The sequence below is a fragment of the Mucilaginibacter sp. GW821-FHT07H05 genome (assembly GCF_059418485.1).
In genome coordinates this window covers 251,864-273,076 of sequence record NZ_JBWKPY010000005.1, presented here as the reverse complement: position 1 = coordinate 273,076, position 21,213 = coordinate 251,864, and the positions used below count along the sequence as shown (strand labels likewise).

At 45.9% G+C, this 21,213-nt stretch carries 16 protein-coding genes; 8 read left to right on the top strand and 8 right to left on the bottom strand.

The genetic code is table 11. The annotated features are described in order from the left end of the window. The first annotated feature begins 22 nt into the window (after positions 1-22). Positions 23-379 (top strand): GIY-YIG nuclease family protein, encoded by a 357-nt coding sequence (locus tag AC07M6_RS15180; protein WP_494890805.1) that lies wholly within the window; start codon positions 23-25, stop codon positions 377-379. On the opposite strand, the gene msrB is transcribed toward AC07M6_RS15180, so the two are convergent. The 4 genes from msrB to AC07M6_RS15160 all read right to left on the bottom strand — a co-directional run bounded on the left by msrB (position 369) and on the right by AC07M6_RS15160 (position 7,591). Further along, positions 369-854, bottom strand: a complete 486-nt coding sequence (msrB, locus tag AC07M6_RS15175) for a peptide-methionine (R)-S-oxide reductase MsrB (protein ID WP_494890803.1) — start codon at positions 852-854, stop codon at positions 369-371. The two genes, AC07M6_RS15180 and msrB, sit on opposite strands and share 11 nt — an antisense overlap. A gap of 451 nt (positions 855-1,305) precedes the next feature. After that, complete coding sequence (locus AC07M6_RS15170; RefSeq protein ID WP_494890801.1) at positions 1,306-1,908, bottom strand: fasciclin domain-containing protein; 603 nt, start codon at positions 1,906-1,908, stop codon at positions 1,306-1,308. A gap of 87 nt (positions 1,909-1,995) precedes the next feature. Next, complete coding sequence (locus AC07M6_RS15165) at positions 1,996-5,181, bottom strand: peptidase MA family metallohydrolase (protein WP_494890799.1); 3,186 nt, start codon at positions 5,179-5,181, stop codon at positions 1,996-1,998. Positions 5,182-5,263: 82 nt separating this feature from the next. Beyond that, on the bottom strand, positions 5,264-7,591 hold the full coding sequence (locus AC07M6_RS15160; protein ID WP_494890798.1) for a penicillin-binding protein 1A: 2,328 nt from the start codon (positions 7,589-7,591) through the stop codon (positions 5,264-5,266). A gap of 299 nt (positions 7,592-7,890) precedes the next feature. On the opposite strand from AC07M6_RS15160, the gene AC07M6_RS15155 reads away from it, so the two are divergent. The 3 genes from AC07M6_RS15155 to AC07M6_RS15145 all read left to right on the top strand — a co-directional run bounded on the left by AC07M6_RS15155 (position 7,891) and on the right by AC07M6_RS15145 (position 12,578). After that, complete coding sequence (locus AC07M6_RS15155; RefSeq protein ID WP_494890797.1) at positions 7,891-9,675, top strand: alpha-L-fucosidase; 1,785 nt, start codon at positions 7,891-7,893, stop codon at positions 9,673-9,675. A gap of 27 nt (positions 9,676-9,702) precedes the next feature. Next, a complete protein-coding gene (locus AC07M6_RS15150; RefSeq protein ID WP_494890796.1) occupies positions 9,703-11,241 on the top strand; it encodes a hypothetical protein in 1,539 nt (512 codons plus the stop codon). 104 nt (positions 11,242-11,345) lie between these two features. Next, positions 11,346-12,578, top strand: coding sequence for a glycoside hydrolase family 88/105 protein (locus tag AC07M6_RS15145; RefSeq protein WP_494890794.1), 1,233 nt, complete (start codon positions 11,346-11,348; stop codon positions 12,576-12,578). A 73-nt stretch (positions 12,579-12,651) separates the two neighbouring features. Here the strand turns inward: AC07M6_RS15145 and AC07M6_RS15140 are convergent, their stop codons facing one another. Then, positions 12,652-13,521 carry an AraC family transcriptional regulator gene (locus AC07M6_RS15140; protein WP_494890793.1) on the bottom strand — a complete coding sequence of 290 codons (870 nt, stop codon included), beginning with the start codon at positions 13,519-13,521 and terminating at the stop codon, positions 12,652-12,654. A 236-nt stretch (positions 13,522-13,757) separates the two neighbouring features. Here AC07M6_RS15140 and AC07M6_RS15135 point away from each other — a divergent pair, with 236 nt between their 5' ends. Continuing rightward, positions 13,758-15,419, top strand: coding sequence for a UxaA family hydrolase (locus tag AC07M6_RS15135; RefSeq protein WP_494890792.1), 1,662 nt, complete (start codon positions 13,758-13,760; stop codon positions 15,417-15,419). Positions 15,420-15,676: 257 nt separating this feature from the next. Further along, positions 15,677-16,204: a signal peptidase II gene (lspA, locus tag AC07M6_RS15130; protein WP_494890790.1), complete on the top strand. Its 528-nt coding sequence runs from the start codon at positions 15,677-15,679 to the stop codon at positions 16,202-16,204. 102 nt (positions 16,205-16,306) lie between these two features. Here the strand turns inward: lspA and AC07M6_RS15125 are convergent, their stop codons facing one another. Then, a complete protein-coding gene (locus AC07M6_RS15125; protein WP_494890788.1) occupies positions 16,307-17,365 on the bottom strand; it encodes a nucleoid-associated protein in 1,059 nt (352 codons plus the stop codon). Between the two features lie 148 nt (positions 17,366-17,513). On the opposite strand from AC07M6_RS15125, the gene mnmE reads away from it, so the two are divergent. After that, entirely contained in the window at positions 17,514-18,887 is a 1,374-nt protein-coding gene (mnmE, locus tag AC07M6_RS15120) for a tRNA uridine-5-carboxymethylaminomethyl(34) synthesis GTPase MnmE (RefSeq protein ID WP_494890786.1), read from the top strand. Positions 18,888-18,916: 29 nt separating this feature from the next. On the opposite strand, the gene AC07M6_RS15115 is transcribed toward mnmE, so the two are convergent. Continuing rightward, complete coding sequence (locus tag AC07M6_RS15115) at positions 18,917-20,158, bottom strand: M14-type cytosolic carboxypeptidase (RefSeq protein ID WP_494890784.1); 1,242 nt, start codon at positions 20,156-20,158, stop codon at positions 18,917-18,919. A 248-nt stretch (positions 20,159-20,406) separates the two neighbouring features. On the opposite strand from AC07M6_RS15115, the gene AC07M6_RS15110 reads away from it, so the two are divergent. Next, a complete protein-coding gene (locus AC07M6_RS15110) occupies positions 20,407-20,661 on the top strand; it encodes a hypothetical protein (RefSeq protein WP_494890782.1) in 255 nt (84 codons plus the stop codon). 61 nt (positions 20,662-20,722) lie between these two features. Here AC07M6_RS15110 and AC07M6_RS15105 read toward each other — a convergent pair whose 3' ends face one another. Next, positions 20,723-21,100, bottom strand: a complete 378-nt coding sequence (locus tag AC07M6_RS15105) for a response regulator (protein WP_494890780.1) — start codon at positions 21,098-21,100, stop codon at positions 20,723-20,725. Positions 21,101-21,213 lie beyond the last annotated feature (113 nt).

The window sequence follows — 21,213 nt, the reverse complement described above, 5'->3', positions numbered from 1 at the left end:
AACGCCAAAAAATATTTATAAAATGAAGAACTTTGTTTATATCATCACCGACCGTAACCGTAATAATTTACACGTTGGCCTTTGCAGCGATTTGCTAAAAACACTGGAGTTTTACAGTGAAATGCCCACCCTTTTCTTCGATAGCTCGAAGCATTTAACCCGGTTGGTTTATTTTGAAGAGATCAATAATGAAGCGCAGGCCATGGACCGCTTTAAATATGTAAGCACCTTTACCCGCGCCCAAAAAGAAAAAATGATCAGGTCGGCCAATTCGGATTGGATGGACCTGACCAAGGGTTTACAAATAGAACAGCAAATGTACAGCAGGTCGGCTATGCGCCCTGCCGTAACATCAACCCGTAAAAGCCTTACTTTTTAATAAACTTTAACGCGCCGCTGTTCATGCAATACCGTTTGCCGCCACGATCGGCGGGGCCGTCGTCAAACACGTGCCCCAGGTGCAGGCCGGTGCTTTTTTCAATCACTTCCTCGCGCACTTCGCCATAGCTGCGGTCGATTTTGATCTCAACCAAACCCGGCTTAACCGGTTTAACAAAGCTTGGCCAGCCCGTACCGCTGTCAAACTTATCGTCCGACGAGAACAGCACATCGCCAGTGGCAGCGCTTACATAAACACCTTTTTGGTGGTTATCGTAATATTCGTTCTTAAACGGCGCTTCGGTACCGCTGTTCACCATAATATCAAACGCGTTTGGCGTCAGGATCTTTTTCCATTCAGCTGCGGTTTTTGATTTTGGTCTTTTCGGGTCGGGTTTAACCTGTCCGTTGATATTTTGGCAGCTGATAGCCGCGATAGCCATAATGGCTGCTATTGATAATATTAACTTTTTCATACTACTAAATACGTTTAATATTTTACGATGGTTTTTAACAGATGGTCATTATTCTGTTAGATATGCTTTGTCGGGGCACCGATTAAAACCTTACAATATGGCCCTGTTTTTCCTAATCAATATTAAGAATTAATTTTTTCTTGAAAATTAATGTACTTATAAAGTGACAATCAGGCTAAAGCCCAATGTAATTAAATCCTGCTCCATAGGAGCAAAAGCTTTGTGCAAAAACCAATTTTCCGTTAGAATGCCGTAGGTATTCAACAAATGAGGTTCAGCACCTGACGGCGTTGCTCGTTTTTTGCTGTTTTTCTACAAAGCTTGAATCTCTCCGAGGTTCCGGAATTTTTAAATAATGATGTTAGGCCAAAACCTGAAGAAGGGCGATTTATCCGTTGGGTTCAGCCAACTGCAATGAATATAAAATCTAACGCAAACTTTCGGCTACTCCTTATATCGCCCTCGTTTTAGGGATGATCACACTATTAACCACATGCAGCATGCCGTTGCTTTGTTCCACATCAAACTGGCTGATGGTGGTTTGTCCGCCGGTTTCATCGGTTAGTACAATATTGCGGTTGGCATCAATAGTAGCAGCCAGCTTACTGCCGGCCAGGGTAATATAGGTAGCGATGCCTTTATGCTCGCGAATGTTACGGGATATATCGCGCGCGCTTACTTTACCTGCAATGGCGTGGTAAGTGATCACGCTGCTCAGTTCAAACTTATGTGCGGGCTTTAGTAAGGTATCCAGCTTTCCGGCTGGTAGTTTTGCAAACGCGGTGTTTGTTGGCGCAAAAATGGTAATAGGGCCTTTGCTTTCAAATGTTTCGGTTAGGCCTGCGGTTTTAATAGCGGCAAGCAAGGTGGTATAATCCTTAGCCTTTGCTACATTTTGGATAATGTTGTGGTTATTAGCCATAATAGCGCCATTTACTACCTTGGTTTTTATCCCTTTAGATATTAACAGCCTAACTGCCGCGCTATCCGTTTTTTGGGCAAAGGCTGCACCAACTACTAAATTTAATATAATGATTAACCAGGTATATTTCATACTTACAAAGTAAAAGGCTGCAAAGTTAACAAAACGGCAGCAGTATAAATACAATACTGCTGCCGTTTTGTTGTAGGATGGTAAAGTTTACCAGCCCGGTGTAAAGCCTAAGCCAAACACAGGCTTACTGATATCGGTACGGTTAATTGGCCAGGCCAGGTAAGGCTCCAGGATAAAATACCCGAACATGTTCACCCTTAAAGATACACCTGTACTAAATGCCGGTACGCGGCCATAAATTGGCGTGGTTACTATTTTACCGCCCACAACCTGCGGGTTTCCGTTAGCATCAAGCACATTTTGCTGGCCTATTACAGGCGGATTGGTCTGGAAATAAATTTTGTCGCCGGCATTCCAGGCTAAGCCTGCATCAAAAAATACGTTCAGATCCGAGAAAAGGAATTTGGATTTGATAGCGGCTAATTTCTCCGGACCGGTAAAAGGCAACCTCACCTCAAAGCTGGCAACTGCTATGCGGTTACCCGATAACTGATCGATGGTGAAATTATTGGTAGGTACTTTGTTGGTATTGTTATAAAAAGTTTGCGACTCGTACCCCCTGATCAGGAAGGGGTAGCCCAGGTACAGCGGGTACAAACTGTTATTAGGACCGAAACGGCCGTAACCATATAATCTTGCTGCAAATGTTACCGGCTTTACACGCAGGTATTTATTAATATCAACCGTTGGGGCAAAGTAATTAAACGTGCCGAAATTATACTCGGCCTCAAACCGGTAACGGAAACCATCCAAAGGAGCGGCTATACCAAAAAAGGAGTTATCGCCCACAAAAGCGGTATTTACATTAAACACGGTGAACGGCTTCAGGCTTACACCACCGTTATTCGGGTCAGATTCGTATTCAGAACGCGAAATATGATGCTTCTGGTAATCGAGGATATTGCCATACTGATCGTAGTAAGTACTGTAACGATCAACCCGGTACGAGTAATAGGCGCCACCGGTACCAAACTCAATTCTGTTTATTTTAGAGAGAGGATAAGAAGTAAACACACCCACCTGATCCTGAAAAATACGGACAATATCGTAACGCTCCTCATAAGCCGGGATAGTTTGGTTATTATAACTATAAGTGGTAGATACCAGGTTATAAGTAGCATACTGGTATGGGATGTGCGATATGCTGGTACCCAAATTCCAGCGGCCTGTTTGGTTAATATAGGTAAAGGCAGCGCCAAAATCATAGATCTCCCCGTTAACAGCGGCACCGGCATAGATTTGGTTGCGGCCCAAAATATCGCTGAACACGCCTTGTATACCACTGGCCAAACCGGTACCGTAATTGCTTACGCCCACACCAACACCGCTGCTGGCCAAATAATCCAATTTAAATTGCGGGCGGTATTTGATCTGCTTAACCGAATCTGCAGGCAGGCGCGGATAAGCCAGGTAATTATTCAGGTTGGCGTTGATCAGATCGACACCAACAGCCTTAAAGGGCGGCAGTTGGGCGGCATCAAAATTAGTGGCCTGCGGATCTACAACCGTTGGCTTAAAATCGCCATCCTTAGCGGTGTACAAGGTATATTTTTGTGCTTTATAATAAGAGTATACCACATCGTTATTAGCCGATACGCTCAATGCCGGCGAAAACTCGGTAATACCGCTGATACCAGTAAACAGATCGGTCATTTGTTCTACCTTTCCATCCGCCAGGGTATAACGGTACAGGTTACGGAAACCATCCCGGTTTGAGAGGAAGAACACCGCCTTACCATCCGACGAATAAACCGGGTTAAGATTATTAGCCCCATTAAATACATTAATATCGGTTACCTTTTTGGTTTCGATATCAATTTCGGCCAGGTTAAAGGTAATATCCTGGCTTGGCGATTTATCGTAAGTTGTTCTGTCGCTGGCGAAAATGACCTTTTTGCCGTCCCTTGAAAAACTGGGCTGGTAATCAGAGAACTTGTCGTTAGTTAGCTGGGTAACCTTTTTATCGCGGAAGCTGTACATATACAAATCGCCCTGCCCCTCGGATAAAGCCTGGAACACGACGTGATCACCATCCGGCGACCATGACAGGTTACCGAACTGCTCGGCTTTGCCCATAGAGATATTATCCAGCACCTTACCGCTGGGTATGGATACAACCAGCATCCGGTTACGGCCCTTACTGAAGATACTAAAGGCAAATTTCTTGCCATCCGGCGACCACGTGCCCGCCGATTCTATAAAGTTAAATTCGTCGATATGCGTATTGCTGACCTTACTCGTGAGCTTGGTAATGATCTGCCCCGTATGCGCATCCGCCAGGAAGAGATCGATACTAAACAGCGATTTGGACGACAGGAAGGTAATGTATTTACCATCCGGACTAACCGATGGCGCTACGGTGTAATCGCCGCCTGTTTTATAGTCTATCAGCTTTGTCCCTACCGGTTTTTGCACCGTGTCTTTCAGGTACGGTTTATAGGCATTTACAATCGAGTTTTTCCAAAGGGCCGAAAGTGTTTTTTCATCGTACCCAAATGTGCGGCGGATACCATATTCCAAACCAAAACGGGCTGTATTTTTAAAGAAAGGTACTATAATAGTATCTCCATAGGTTGATCCTAAAAACGACCAGAAAGCTTCGCCATAACGATAAGGGAAGTATTTATTACTTTCCGTCAGATCTTTTACCGATGGGATATCCTTATTCAGGTAAGCATCGCGCATCCACATGGCGGTGTAGGCATCTTTTTTACCGATAGATAAATACTCGGCCATACCTTCTATCATCCACAAGGGTATGTTGTTGATATTATCGGTATTGGTAGTATCGTTACCTAACAGCAAATGGTACTGGAAAGCGTGAACCAACTCGTGCCCTATTACGTGGCGGGTGGTTTGGTTGGTTTCCATGATCGGCATTACCACACGGTTTTTCAGGCCTTCGGTAATACCGCCTGTACCTACGTCAATCTCTCCGTCAATAGCGGTGGTTTGCTGAAAATCGGGGTGATTAGCGTACAGGATGATTGGGTTAGCTTTACGGAAGGTATCCCTGAATATTTGCTGATGCAGCGTGTACCAAAGTTCGCTCTCCTGGGCAAAGCGCTTCAGCAGGCTGTCGTTCTTCATGTAATAGTAGATCTCGAAATGCGGAGTTTTATACACCTTAAAATCGAGCTTTTTATATCGCACCTTGTTTTGCCCAAAGTACTGCGCACTGGCCTGCTGGGTAATCAGCAACGCGGCCATAAAGCAAGAAAATGCCAGGATATACTTTTTTGCCTTACTCAATAGTTTGTAATGTTTATCCATAAAAAGAGGTATTGAGGTGTAATAACGTATAAATTTAAACTTATTGCGCCGTTAATTAAAGCTATCTGCAAATTTTAACACATTACCGGCTACCCGGCGGTTTAGTTTCAGTTTTATCCGGTTCAACAGGTTGTGGCAAAGGCACAGCCGATGTATCTACCTGTATCCAGCTGCTATCCACCTCGCCGCTATCCTTGGGCATACGGGGCGACGGGCAGTTGTAATCTTTACTGATCTTAACCCATGGCTTAGGAAATGGCCCGTAAGTATAGCCCGATTTTGGATCGGCATAAACCCGTTGCATAAAACTGCCGAAAATAGGCAATGCCGTATGCGACCCCTCCCCGCTTTCGCTGGTTGTAAAATGTACGCTGCGATCATCCGCCCCTACCCATATCCCGGTAACCAGGTCTTTGGTGATCCCCATATACCAGCCATCTACGTAATCGCTTGATGTACCGGTTTTTCCACCTATCTGGTTATCCTTTTTCCACAGGCCGTTATACTCCCACAGGGCCTGCGATGTGCCGCCCGGTTCTTCCATCCCGCCACGGAACATATACAGCATCAGCCAGGCCGTTTCCGGACTGATCACCTGCTCCTGTTTCAACGTAAACTCGGCTACGGTTTTACCATCCCGGTCAACTATTTTGGTCACCAGCAGCGGGTCAACCTTTTGGCCTTTATTAAGGAAAGTACTGTAGGCCCGCACCATCTCGTAAACCGAAACATCGTTTGATCCCAGCGCTACCGACGGGATAGCCTTCAACGGGCTTTCGATACCTACCCGGTGAGCATAATTTACCACCTTATCCCAGCCTACCTTTTCGGTTACCTGGGCGGTGATGCTGTTAACCGATTTACCCATAGCCCAGCGCAGCGACATATCCATATAGCTGAACTTAAAATCGGCATTATTGGGCGACCATGTTTCCTGCTTGCCCCCGTACGTATAGTTAATAGATACCGGCTTATCGGTAAATTTATCACATGGGCTATAGCCGTTGTCCAACGCCGTTAAATATGCAAAGGGCTTAAAGGTACTGCCCGCCTGACGTTTTGATTGGTTTACGTGATCGTATTTGAAAAACTTATAATCTATCCCCCCTACCCATACTTTTATTTTACCGGTTGATGGCTCCATGGTCATCATTCCAGTATTTAACAGTTTGGTGTAATACTTTATCGAATCTACACTGCTCATCACCGTATCGCGCTCGCCGTGCCAGGTAAACACCCGCATGTTCTTTTTGGTGGTGAAGTATTTATTTATCTGCACCGTATCGCCCTTGTATTTTTTACTTAGTACGGCGTAAATGGGTAAACGTTGCTCGGCCTTCAGCAGGAAATCTTTGATCTCTACCCCCTTGCTATCGCGCCATGGGTTTTTATCGCCCCAAATACTGTAGAAACGCCTTTGCAGCATTTTCATTTTTTCGGCAACAGCTTCCTCGGCATAGCCTTGCAGGCGGCTATCAATGGTAGTGTAAATCTTCAGGCCGTCTTCGTACAGGTCGTAATCGTTATCCTTGCACCATTTTTTCAGCCATTTTTCTACCGCCTGGCGCAGGTAGCTATCCCCGGTCGATTCATTATCCACATAGCTCAGGTCCAGGTTTAACGGCAGCTTTACATTGGCATCGTAATCTGCCTTTTTCAGGTAGCCGTATTTTTCCATCTGGCTCAATACCACATTGCGGCGCTGTACCGACCGCTCGGGGTTATTAATCGGATTATAGGTTGATGTAGCTTTCAGCATCCCTATCAGCGTGGCAGATTCGGCGGGGTTAAGGGCATCAGGGGTTTTGTTGAAGTATTTTACCGATGCCGTTTTTATCCCGAACGAATTATTGCCGAACGGAACCGTATTAAAATACAGCGTCAGGATCTGCTTTTTGGTGTATACATGTTCTATTTTAAAGGCCGTCAGCCATTCCTTTATTTTATAAACCAGGGTGCGGAACACCGGGATATGCTTAATAAAGCCCTGCGATTTACGCTTACGGGTACTGAACAGGTTTTTAGCCAGTTGCTGTGTAATGGTACTGCCGCCCCGCTTATCGCCTTTGGCGGTGGCCAGCATACCAGTAGTGAACGAGTAAAAATCAACACCACCATGCTTGTAAAAACGCACATCCTCGGTAGCTATCAGGGCGTTAATCAAATTAGGCGAGATCTTGTTAAACTCCACCGGCGAGCGGTTCTCGTGGTAGTATTTGCCTATCAGTTTGCCATCGGCGGTATAAACCTCACTGGCTACCGAGATACTGGGGTTGCGGATATCGTGCATATCGGGCGTGTAGCCAAATAACCACAGGAAATTTAACTCAATAGCACAAAAAAACAGGATAACAAAATAAACGAATATGGTGAAATACCGCAGGTATTTATTACTGATGCGTTTGAACATTGGGTAAATATGGAAAATTATGACGCTATTACCTAACAGCAGGCACAAATTTAACAAACGTAATTTTTATTGCCGAATTGTGTTACATCATTCTGCCGATTAATTTGGAGATTTCACCGATACCTGAAATATTGTAATATTTACGTGAGATATGCACCACAACGCTACATTATTCAACGCAATTAGCATCATAACCGTGCATTAACCATACCCCGCCGTCAATCCGGCTGAATAATTAGCCAATCGGATGCATTAATCCTATCTTAATATTTTGTCTATTCGATTGCCAATTATCCTTTATGACCTGGTTTAAATCTGTCTGTACATTTTTAGTTTTCGGCCTTATATCACTTTGTGCCACAGCACAGGAGAGTGAGCGTTGGGATAAAAGTGTATCGGGCAGGGAGCACCCTAATATCCAGTGGTTTAAAGATGCTAAGTTTGGGATGTTTATCCATTGGGGACTGTTTGCGCAAACAGGCGGAACCTGGCAGGGCAAAAATTTTTATGGCATCTCCGAGTGGATGATGAACCGCGGAAAAATACCCGCCGCCGATTATGCCACCATTGCCCAACAATTCAATCCCACCAAATTTAACGCGAAGGAGTGGGCGCAGGTAGCTAAAGATGCCGGCATGAAATACATGGTGATCACCGCCAAGCACCACGAGGGCTTTGCCATGTTTAACAGCCAGGTAAGCGATTTTAACATTGTAAAAGCCACACCCTATGGCAAAGACCCCATGAAACCGTTGAGTGAGGCCGTGCGCGCGGCGGGACTAAAATTTGGTTTTTATTACTCGCAGTACCTGGATTGGCACGAACCAAACGGGGGCGGCAACAAATGGGATTTTGACGATACAAAAAAAGACACCAAAAGCTACTATCGCACTAAATCAATCCCACAGATAAAGGAATTACTCAGCAATTACGGCCCGCTGGGTGTAATATGGTTTGATATGCCAGGCGGTTTAACAAAAGAGGAAACCCAAAGCCTGATTGATGATGCCCGACGCATACAGCCAGGTTGCCTTATCAGTAGCCGCGTGGGTAACGGGCTGGGCGATTTTAAAGATTACGGCGATGGCGAAGTACCGGCAACCGTAGTACCCGGCGCCTGGGAGGCGCTGTTCACCCATAACGACTCGTGGGGGTACAGCCGCTACGATTATAACTTTAAAACTCCGAAAGAACTGATCCGCCTGTTGGCCACGGTATCATCTAAAGGCGGCAACCTGATCTTAAACGTTGGCCCCGATGGCAGCGGCCGCATGCCCGAATACTCCGTTAAATACCTGCGCGAGGTTGGCCAGTGGCTAAAAGTGAACGGCGATGCGATTTATGGCACAACTGCCGGTTCGGTTCCGCCGCAGCCATGGGGTGTTAGTACTGATAAATTTCATAAAACCTATCTGCATGTATTTAACCGCCCAAAAAACGGGGTGCTGTTAGTCCCCTCCTATATGCCAAAAGTAACTATGGCGTATACCCTTGCCGGTAAGCATCCGCTAACCTTCACCCAAAAAAATCACGATGTGACTATAAAACTACCTGCAACCGGCGACGACCGTAATATGGTAGTAGTGTTGGAGTATACCGGTAAGGTCAACATGTTTTTGTTGGATCTGCCGGCTACCGTATCGCCTCAGTTTGCCGAAAACCCGCTGGACGCAATTAATGCTAAAGTGAGCGGCAAAGCCGAAATTAAACCCATAACCCACAGCAATTACTTTGGCGACTGGAAACATACTACCTGTATTACCAGCATGGCATCGCCGCAGGATTCGGCATCGTTTTTTATACGGGTAACCGAGCCCGGCGATTATAAAATAACGCTGGAATATGCCTGCGATGAAAAGCAAGCCGGGCAGGAAGGTATATTAAATATTAACAATGCCGCCTACCCGTTCCAAACTTTAACCGTTAACAATTACGACAGCCATAAACCACTGATGTTTATTAAACAAACCGTGGCTATTACGCATTTTAAACAAGCCGGGGTATTGAACATCAGTGTTAAACCTATGCGGGAAGGTAAGGAACTGTTTAAACTAAAAACCATTTGGGTAGACCCGGTACATTAAATAAGCAATACTATTAAACCAATTTATATGCACTTAACTATACGCAGATCAGCCGCCATGCTGGGCCTAACCGCCCTGGCAGCAGTGGCTTTTAAAACCGGAAACAAGGACCCATGGCAATCCAAATTCGTTACTCAGAATACCGACGGTTCCCTCACCTATCATCCAGACAAACAGGGTAATACCATACCTGATTTTAGTCGTGTAGGCTACCACGAGCAGGATGCGCCTATCCCTGATGTGCCCGTGGTAAAAACCATTGAAGCCCCTAAGGATGGCGGTAATGCGCGGCAACTGATCCAGAATGCTATTAATGAGGTGGCCAAACTCCAGCCCGATGCTAAAGGCTTCCGCGGGGCTATCCTGTTAAAAAAGGGCACCTACAAAATTGCAGATAGCATACACCTGGGCACCGGCGGCATTGTGCTGCGCGGCGAGGGCGAAGGCAAGGACGGCACCATACTGGTAGCCGCCGGCAAAGGCCAGCGCACACTGATCAATGTGGTAGGTAAAAAAGGTATTACGCCCGAAGGAGATAAGATTAAGATCACCGACGATTTTGTGCCTACCGGCGCCAAATCGTTCAGCGTGGCATCAACCGCCGGCTTAAAGGTTGGCGACAGGATTATGTTGTACCGCCCCAGTCCGGAGGCCTGGATCCACGACCTGAAGATGGACCAGATTGAAGAGCGAAAAACCGGCGGCACCAAACAATGGAAACCCGGCGAGTACGACCTGCAATTTGAACGCAACATCAGCAAAATTGAGGGCAACAAAATTTATATGGATAACCCCGTAGTAATGGAAATGGAAACCAAATACGGCGGTGGCGCTATTTATAAATACAGTACGCCAGGCCGTATTAAAGAGGTGGGTATAGAAAATATCCGCTTTGAATCGGAATATGCCGGCGATACCGACGAAGACCACGGCTGGACCGCCGTAGTTTACGCTAATGTAGAGAACGGATGGGTACGCAACGTTACCTCCTACTATTTCGGGTACGCCTGTGTGAGCACCGAAGGCGGATCGCGAAATATTACGGTGACCGATTGTAAGTGCCTGGATGCCAAATCTGTTATTACCGGTGGTCGGCGGTACTCGTTCAACAATACCGGTCAGCTTAACCTGTTTATGAATTGCCATGCCGAGGACGGCCGGCACGATTATGTAACCGGCGCCCGGGTATGCGGGCCCAACGTATTCTACAACTCCACCGCAAAAAAAGAGCATGCCGATATTGGCCCGCACCACCGCTGGGCGGCAGGCACACTGTATGATAATATTACCAGCGATGGCGAAATTAATGTGCAGGACCGTCAGTGGATGGGCAGCGGCCATGGCTGGTCGGGGGTTACACAGGTGTTATGGAATTGTACGGCCAAAGCAGCTGCCGTGCAAAAGCCATGGGTAAGCGGCACTAATTATAACATCGGTTTCCATGGCAAACATGCCGAAGGTAGTTTTAAAGGCCGCATGGATGGCGAATGGGAAGGCATGAATAAAGACGGCCTGATGCCGGCATCGCTATACATGGCGCAGTTTAAGGCAAGGCATTTGAAATAAATAAATGTGCAGATGCGTGGATATGCAGATGTGCAAATAAAAAAGAAAGACAACAAATTAACATCGGTGAAATCAAAAACCATCGGTGAAATCACACAAAAACAATGAAAAAAATCTTCACCATCATTACCCTGGCCTGTACCACTTTGGCATACGGACAGCAGCAACCAACTACAGCAAATACCGAAGAAGTTATGCGCCGCGTGGCGGACAACATCATCAGGAAAACCACCTATCAGTTTGTAGACAACAAAACCAAACAGAAATACAATGACACCAAGGGTTTGGCCCCAAGCGTGGATATTAAAGCCGAAAGCACCTTTAACAAATGGGCTTATGTAAACGGCGTGCTGGCTACCGGCATGATGGAAATGGCTACCGTGCTGAACGATAAAAAGTACTCGGACTATGCCCAGCATAACTATGCCTTTATTTTTGATAACCTGCCTTATTTTGAGGCGATGTACAAAAACAAGCTGAAACCCGAGTATAACTCCATATTTGCCATTGGTAACCTGGATGCCTGCGGCGCTATGTCGGCCGGTTTAATGGATGTGAATTACCTGGCTAAGCGGAAAGATTACAGCGCTTACCTGGACCGCGCGGCCGATTATATTTTGCATAAACAGCTGCGCCTGCCCGATGGCACCTTATCGCGCCCGCAACCCCGTTATATGACCCTTTGGGCCGATGATACTTATATGAGTGTCCCTTTCCTGGCCCGCATGGGTAAGCTAACCGGCGACAGTAAATATTTTGATGATGCGGTTAAACAGATAGAAAGCTTTAACAAATACCTTTACGACCAGCCCAGTAGCTTATACTGGCATAACTACTACAGCGATGTGCAAATGAATGGCGTTGGCCACTGGGGCCGCAGCAATGGCTGGATAGCCGTAGCGCAGGTAGAACTATTGAAAAACCTGCCGGCCAATCACCCCAAACGCGCGGAGCTGATCAGGCTGTTATTACGCCAGATTGTTGGCTTTGCCCGCTACCAGGACCAAACCGGTTTGTGGCACCAGTTGCTGGATAAGCCAGACTCGTACCTGGAAACATCGGTAACCGCTATGTATACTTACGCCGTGGCATCGGCCGTTAACGAGGGCTGGATCAACGATAAATATATCTCCATCGCCCGCGAAGGCTGGAAAGGCTTGCTGACCAAAATAACAGCCGACGGGCAACTGCAGGACGTTTGCATTGGCACTAATATGGACGAGGCCATCAGCTTTTACTATACCCGCCCTACCGCGCTGAACGATACGCACGGCTTAGGTGCTTTGTTATTGGCCGGTTCGGAAATGGTGAGGTATGATCGCCGGATGGTGAAGTAAATTAGTGATCAGAGGTTAGAGATTAGGTAAAAAGTCCTGCTTATCTCTAACCTCTGATTAACTAATCACTAACTCAAGCCTGCATAAATTCCTTCTGATAGATCAGCGGGCTTTTGCCGGTGATCTGTTTAAAATATTTATGAAAGCTGGCAAAGTTATTAAAGCCGCTTTCGTAACAAAGCTGCTTAATGCTGAGCTTATTATCGATGAGCATTTTGCAGGCATGGCCTACTTTTATTTCAATTAAAAACTGGGAATAAGTTTTGCGTGTGCGCGATTTAAAGTAACGGCAAAACGAGTTGGGGCTGATCATAGCTACGCCGGCAATCTCTTCCAGGTGGATCTTATTTTTAAAATTGGCCAGTGAATATTCGTAAATGGCATTAATCCGGTCGTTTTCCGATTCCTCAAAATTATGCCGGAAACCAATGGATGATAACAGCGTGATCTGGCTGCAGCCGGCTATGGCATCCAGCGCTTCCATTAGTAAAATAATGCGCTCGGTGCCCTCGGCCTTTAGCATGCGTTCCAGTAGTTCGGCTACTATTTTTTTTGTTTTACCTACTATCAGCACACCGCGTTTCGATTTCTCCAGGATGGTACGGATCATCTTGTTTTCGGGCAATTGCAAAAACTGCGTACCCCAAAAGTTTTCAGAAAAATGGGCTACACGCACATCGGCCGTAAGGCTTGATCCTTCTACAAAGTATTCGTCGTCAAAACGCCAGTAATGTGGTAATTGCGAGCCTACCATTACAATATCACCGGCACGGAACTGCTTGATACTATCGCCAATGAATTGCGTACCGGTCCCTTTTTTAAAATGAATCAGTTCAACTTCGGGGTGGTAATGCCAGCGGTTATTAATGTAAGGCACCAAATCCTGCCGCACACTAAAGGAATGTGCCGGCCCTGTAGATACTTTAAGCAGCTGTGGTTTCATTAAGCTTCATTTACAATTGGAAGGGTAAATATAATAATTTATATGCCAAAATAGCTTATAACAATGTTAATTCAAATATTTTTTAAAATAGGCAGCTTATTTTCTTTGTAATACTGATTGTAAACACCTTTTGTAACAGGATTTATTAAGCTTACCATATTAATACCGTAGTGGTTTTATGGCAAGCAAGGTATATACAATTGGGTATCAACAAAAAAATATAATTAGCCAGATCAATGCCTGACCAAACATATACCTATTTACAAATACATCCCAACGACAATGTGCTGGTAGCATTGAAAGATATGCTGAAAGATACAACTGTAGATTTTAACGGTCATCGGTTCCCCTTATCAACAGACGTGCAGGCCAAACATAAGTTTACGATGAACGATATGCCACCGGGCAGCCCCGTTTATATGTACGGCGTGCTGGTAGGCAAAACGGTTGAGCCTGTTGCACAAGGCGCGGCCATTACGGTAAAAAACGTAGCGCATGCTTCGGGCGGTTTCCATTTAGATGAGCGCCGGCTGGACTGGGCACGCCCCGATGTGAGCAAATGGACCGATAAAACCTTTATGGGTTTTCATCGTGCCGATGGATCTGTTGGTACAGCCAACTACTGGCTGGTGATACCCCTGGTATTTTGCGAGAACAGGAATGTTGACGTAATGAAACAGGCTTTTGTTGAAAAGCTGGGTTACAAAAAAGAAAAAGCGTACGAGCAGGATGTAGAACAACTGATTAACCTGTACAAAGGCGGCCACTCTATCGACGAGATCCTTAACGCCGATATTGCCGCTACGCCAAACGGACAATACACCAAACGCTTGTTCCCTAATATTGATGGCATTAAATTCCTGAACCACCAACTGGGCTGCGGCGGTACCCGTACCGATTCGGACGCGTTGTGTGGCTTGTTAGCCGGCTACATTACCCACCCTAATGTGGCGGGCGCAACGGTTTTAAGCCTGGGCTGCCAGCACGCGCAGGCCAGTATTTTAACCGCCGAGATTAAAAAGCGGGATGCTGATTTTAAAAAACCGCTTATTATTTTAGAGCAGCAAAAAGAAGGCACCGAAACGGCCTTAATGCAAAAAGCCATTAAACGCACATTTGCCGCGCTGATAGAAGCCAATAAAACTGAACGCCAGCCCGCCCCCCTATCTAAGTTGTGTATTGGTTTAGAATGCGGCGGATCGGATGGATTTTCGGGCATATCGGCCAATCCGGCAGTGGGTTACGTGTCTGATCTGCTGGTAGCTATGGGCGGATCGGTAATACTGGCTGAATTCCCCGAACTATGCGGTGTTGAACAGGAACTGAGCGACCGCTGCGTAGATGAAAATACAGCCAAGCGCTTTATGCAACTGATGCAAACCTATAATGCCCGTGCCGAGGAATCAGGGTCGGGTTTTTACGCCAATCCTTCGCCCGGTAATATCCGCGACGGGTTGATCACTGATGCCATTAAATCGGCAGGGGCAGCTAAAAAGGGAGGCAACTCGCCGGTTACCGCCGTGCTGGATTATCCCGAAAAGGTAACCAAACCAGGCCTCAACCTGCTTTGTACCCCCGGCAGCGATGTAGAAAGCACTACAGCCGAAGTAGCATCGGGCGCTAATGTTGTGCTGTTCACTACCGGTCTGGGCACGCCAACGGGCAACCCGGTTAGCCCGGTTATTAAGCTATCTACCAATACCCGTATTTACGAACGCATGCCCGATATTATCGATATTAACTGCGGTAGCATTATTGAAGGCACTGAAACTATACCCCAGGCGGCCGACAGGATCCTGAACTATATCATCGATGTAGCCAGCGGCAATACGCAGCCCAAAGCCGTATTACTTGGCCAGGATGATTTTATTCCGTGGAAACGGGGGGTGTCGTTATAGGGATTAGAGGTTGGTTAATTAGAGATTAGTAAAACCCTGGTCCTTTCACCGCAATCGCCCCCCCTCGCAATCGCTCGGCTCCGGCCTGCAAGTGTTTATTTCCCGCGTTAGCGATTGCAGCGGATACCGGCCATGTGGCTAAGGCCTGCAGGCGTATGAGCGGAAAGCGCGGCCGCAGGCAACGCCCAAAAATCGCACAAAAATGATTGGACGGACAGGTACTTTTAAATACCTTTAATCTAAATTTCAAAAAACAGATGAAGCTTAGCGTATCCACATTGGTTAAAACCACACTGATTGTGATGGTAATTATGGTAAACATTGGCTGCGACCAGGTATCTAAACATTTTGTGCGGACAAGGATTGCCGAGTATCAAAATATCAGTTTGCTGAATGATCATTTTACGCTGACCAAGGTAGAGAACACCGGCGCGTTTTTAAGTTTGGGCGATAGCATCCCCGGCCCGGTAAAATTTGTGATGCTTACCCTGCTGCCTTTAATTGTTTTATTGGGCGCGGTGGTTTACCTGATTATTCAGCGTAATAAAATAGCGGTTGTCCCTATGATTGCGGCCTGCTTTGTAATTGGCGGCGGCATCGGCAATATTTACGACCGGCTGCTGTACAGTTCGGTTACCGATTTTATGCATATCCGTTTCGGCTTTCTGCAAACCGGGATTTTTAACATGGCCGATGTATCGGTAATGGTTGGTGTGTTTTTGGTGTTTGGTTATTATTATTGGGAAGGGCGGAGAGAGAAGGCCAGTTCAAGCGTCCACGCTTGAACTTCATACTAATTAAGCGTCCACGCTTAATTTAAAACGTGAGCGTGGACGCTCACTTAGGACTATAGTTTAAGCGTGGACGCTTAAACTGGCATAATTAGGTTATTGCTCCTCCTTAAAATACACCTTATAATAATTCATGGCCTTATCATCATCAAAGCCTTTTTCAATCAGCTTATTATCGCCGTGGATATAGATATGGAAGTTTTTATCCAACTTTAGTACGCTTTTATAAACCCGCTGCTGTTTTTTTACGGCGTTGCCCGAGATCTCGAAGGTATCGCCAATGGGGCTGTCGAACTCCTGCTCGTAATTACTTTTGAAGGTTTTGAATGATTCGATAGCTCCCGGATTGCCGATCACTTCGCCGGTAAACTCGTCCAGGTCGAAGGTTTCCTTTTCCTTAAAGTATTTCATGCTGCGGTTTAGCAGGTCTATTTTATCGGCCTTGCTCATTTCAAACTCGTCATCCAGTTTTTGGGTGACAAAGTTTTTGTAGATGCTGAGCGTGTTATTGGTTTGGTTAAAGCTATCGTTACGGATTTTCAGTTGCAGGAACTGGTCTTTCCAGTAAACGGCGGCATCCTGTCCGCTGTTGTTTTTATCGATCACTACTACTTTATAGCCGTTCTCTTTTTCGATATTGAAAATGAGCACGCCTTTATCCAGTTTGTTGATATTAATGGCATTCTCCTCGTAATCAACCGTGAAGCCTCCGGTATCGGGGTATACTTTTAAATAAGTTTCCTTGTTTTCTGATTTAAAAATGCCCACTACATCCAGCGCGTTACCCTCAATCTGCACATCTCGGAAGGCAGCCACGTACAACTCGCCCGATTTAATATTGGGGTGATTGGTCACATTATATAAAAACTTGGCTATCTGTTCGCTGGCTTCATGAAACTTTTCGGGGTCTTCAAAAATCTGGGTAGCAAAGTGGTGGATGGTGTTCAGGGCCAGGTCTCCGCTGGGGTGCATCAGGTGGTAAACCTCGGTCGATTTTTCGAATGGGGTTAAAAAATACTGCATCAGTAATTTAGACAGCATTTCGTCCTTTAGCGGAAGCGGCTGTTTGGAAAGCGCGTACAGTTCGTTCAGCGATTGATTACCCACATGGTGCACGGAGATGGTCTCCAGCGAAGCGTCGAAATAAGTTACCATAATTATTGCGAAGGTAGGGAAATGTCATTGAGTCATTGGGTCATTAAGTCATTTTTTGGTTGGATTATCGCATCACTTAGGAAGATTGCGCTTTTATAACGACTTTTGCACCGCGATTTAAGCAATGACTTAATGACCCAATGACTCAATGACCCACCAGGAAGATACCATAGTAGCCCTTGCCACCGCCAACGGAATTGGCGCCATTGGCGTGATCCGCTTATCCGGACCGCAGGCTATTACTATTGCCAACAGCGTTTTTAAGGGCAAGGACCTCACCAAACAGCCATCGCATACCATACACTTCGGCCATGTGGTGGATGGTGATGTGATACTGGACGAGGTGCTGATGTCGCTGTTTGTTGCCCCAAAATCCTACACGCGCGAGAATGTGGTGGAAATCTCCTGCCATGGGTCTAATTATATTATTGAGTCGATCATCAAACTGCTGATCAGGCATGGGGCCCGTGCCGCTAAAGCCGGCGAGTTTACCATGCGGGCTTTTTTAAACGGCCAGCTCGACTTGTCGCAGGCCGAAGCCGTGGCCGATCTGATCGCTGCCAACTCAAAAGCCGCGCAACAAGCCGCTATGCAGCAACTTCGCGGCGGCTTCAGTAACCAGCTACAGGCGTTGCGCGAGCAACTGGTCACCTTTGCATCCTTAATAGAACTGGAACTGGATTTTAGCGAAGAAGATGTTGAGTTTGCCAACCGCGAACAATTGCGCAAACTGGTGCATGAGATTGTGCTGGTGATCGGCAAGCTGATCCAATCGTTTGAGTTAGGTAACGCCATTAAGCAAGGCGTGAATACCGTAATTGCAGGCCGGCCCAATGCTGGTAAATCAACCCTGTTGAACGCTTTGCTAAACGAAGACCGCGCCATTGTAAGCCATATCCCCGGTACCACGCGCGATACCATTGAAGAGGTGCTGAATATTAACGGCATCAACTTCCGCCTGATAGATACCGCCGGTATTCGTGAAGCCACCGATACCATTGAGCAGATAGGCGTACAGAAGACGATGGAAAAGATCAGTCAGACCGCCGTTCTTTTGTATGTTTATGATGTAAACGAATTATCGGATGCAGATTTAACCGCCGACATTGCCGAACTGGTGAAGCCGGGTATTCCCGCTATCATCGTAGCCAATAAAACCGATCTGCTGACCGGCGACTTGATCTTAAACGTTACCCTTCCCGAAGGTGCCGACCTGGTGCAGGTATCGGCCAAAGAGAAACAGCATATCGACGAGTTAAAACAACTCATTTACCAGCGCACGATAAAAGGCCAGCTAAGTGCCGATGAAACCCTGATCACCAATATCCGCCACCTGGAAGCCCTCCAAAAAACCGAGCAGGCGCTGATACAGGTACTCAACGGCATCCAAACCCAAACCACATCCGATTTTTTAGCGATGGACATTAAACAAGGCCTGCACTACTTAGGCGAAATAACCGGGGCCGTTACTACGGATGATCTGCTGGATAATATATTTAGTAAGTTTTGTATCGGTAAATAAGCCTGCCAAACACCCTAATATCGCATTACTCATCTACTGCTTTCTTCCAACAATAATTTGTGTATCACCTGGCCAATATTTTGTCCAACGGTAGCATAGCCGTCTATAGTGCCTTTGGGTAAGTTCCATGGTGTTTCTATACAAAAACCGATCGTGTTTGAATTTGCATTTTCAAGCACCCAAACCTCACTTACAAACTCTTCTGGGGTAAGAACAGGTGGTTTGGGCTTATTATCAACATGTTGTTTGATCTCGCCAAATTTTTCAATCATTAACTCCACAAAACGTTGGTACCTTGGAAATGCGTCCTTATTCATGTAACTCTTATCTAAAACGTACATAGTTTGCTGTTTGTCACTCGCTGCGGGATTATGCAGGTCAAGAAAAATATTCATCCGGTTTTCTTTAGTTAGCGCTCTGATATAGTTTTGCGCAGCCCCAACTTCAGGCCAATGCGGTGTCTTTGTCCAATCGCGGTTATGATCCTGAGGAAAAGCATGTTTACCTCCGTCACCGGTAGCCACGTGATCTGCATCCATTACCGGAACCACATAAATTTCCGCGTTTTGCCTTAACCAGATAGCTCGCGGATCGTCGCTTACCAGCCAATTAATTAAACCTACAGCTACCCATGACCCGCCCACTTCCCAGGCATGCTGACGGGCTTGCACCCATATTGCCGGACGTTGAGATACTACCTTTTTGCCTTCAGCAATTTTCAAAGCAGGAATATTTCGTCCTTCCCTGGATTTTGAGAGCGTAAAAAATTGAGTATATGAGTAAGTTTTTGAAACCTGTTGAAGAAGCTGACCAGCATCAGATGCAGTAAATGGCGGCCCCCATGCTATCCAAACAGAACCGGTTGCCGATTCAACAGTATAAACCATCAATTGTCCTGTTTTCTTTCCTTCAGTTGTATGCTTCCAGGTTTTCCCGTCAGTAGAAAAAGCTGCCTGTGCAGGCCATGTCCATGAGGGTGAAAGCTTTGCAATCTTTCGCCCCAGTGGTCCCATCGGAATCGGCTCTTCTATGGCGGCAACCTCAAGAGTTAAAGGCTTATTCATTCCAACACCGTCAATGCGAAGATACCACCAATTGGGCATTCCCCGTTTTGGGTCACCGGCAGGGGTAATTCTTATAGTTTGCGTTTCCTGATTAAGTGATAATACTTTAGCAGAACCACTTTCAAAATCGGTTGACACCTTTAAAGTCTGACAAATCGAACTTTTGCAAATCAGAAATAAGAAGAGAGATAATAGGAGCTTCCTCATGAGTGAGTTATGGTTTTTGCGTTAAAAGCTTTTGAACTATACTGTCAAAATACACATAATTAACTGCAAAACAATAATTTATCAATTCCTTAGCCGCCAATCTATATACCCATCTTTGTTGCCTGCTGATTTTCAGCGCCTCGCAGTGACACTACAGGCTTTATGCTTTTAAAAAGCCATGGCTAACAAAAAGGTAATGCAGGCTTAAAACCATTTTATTATGTAAGTACTATACTTATACCATAAAAATGATGGCTCGTATCTCGTTCCCGATAAATACTTTTATCCATTTTCAAACCTGCCTGCCGGATATACTGGAGGAGGAAATATCGCGGGGATCCATCCGGCTCAGGCTTCAGAACAGCCCTCAAACAGATGAAGAACGCAGGTTATACCAGGAGGAACTGGACAGGTTAAGCGCACTAAAATATATCCACCAATTACGAAAGGGGAAATTGAGCCGGGAGGAATTTAACCTAAAAGTGGGGCTCACCGCTTTGTAGGCAAGCCCAAAAAGCGACAGATAAATCTTTAAGATACCGCTTGTATCAGAAAACACCCTTATTATGATGCCATCAAATATTCCATTCTTGAAGCCAGCACTTCCATATCCAGCGGTTTAATAAACAGCGCGTCGCATTTAAAAAAGTCGGCGTTGGCTTTGCGGGTTTTGTAGGCGGTGACTACAATAATAGGTACGTTTTGCAGTTGGACATCATCCTTAAAATCCTGGCAAATAAGGGCGCAATCGTTATCCAGCAGTAAATAATCCATAATAACAAGATCGGGCTTAAAGCTTTGGGCCTTGTCAAAAACCGCGTACGGATCGTAAGTGATAGAAACCTCCCAATCGCCGTACTGCATAATTTCGTCAACAACAGATAATATCCTGTTATCCTTATCCAATACCAAAATTCGTTTTTGTTTGTTTATCAGTTCCATAGTGGCCATTTTTAATATGGATTAAATATCAGACTATATATGTATGCATGAGTTAATGTGCCGATAAACAACAAAAATGTATCGGTAAGTGACCGCTGATGTGTTTCTGATCT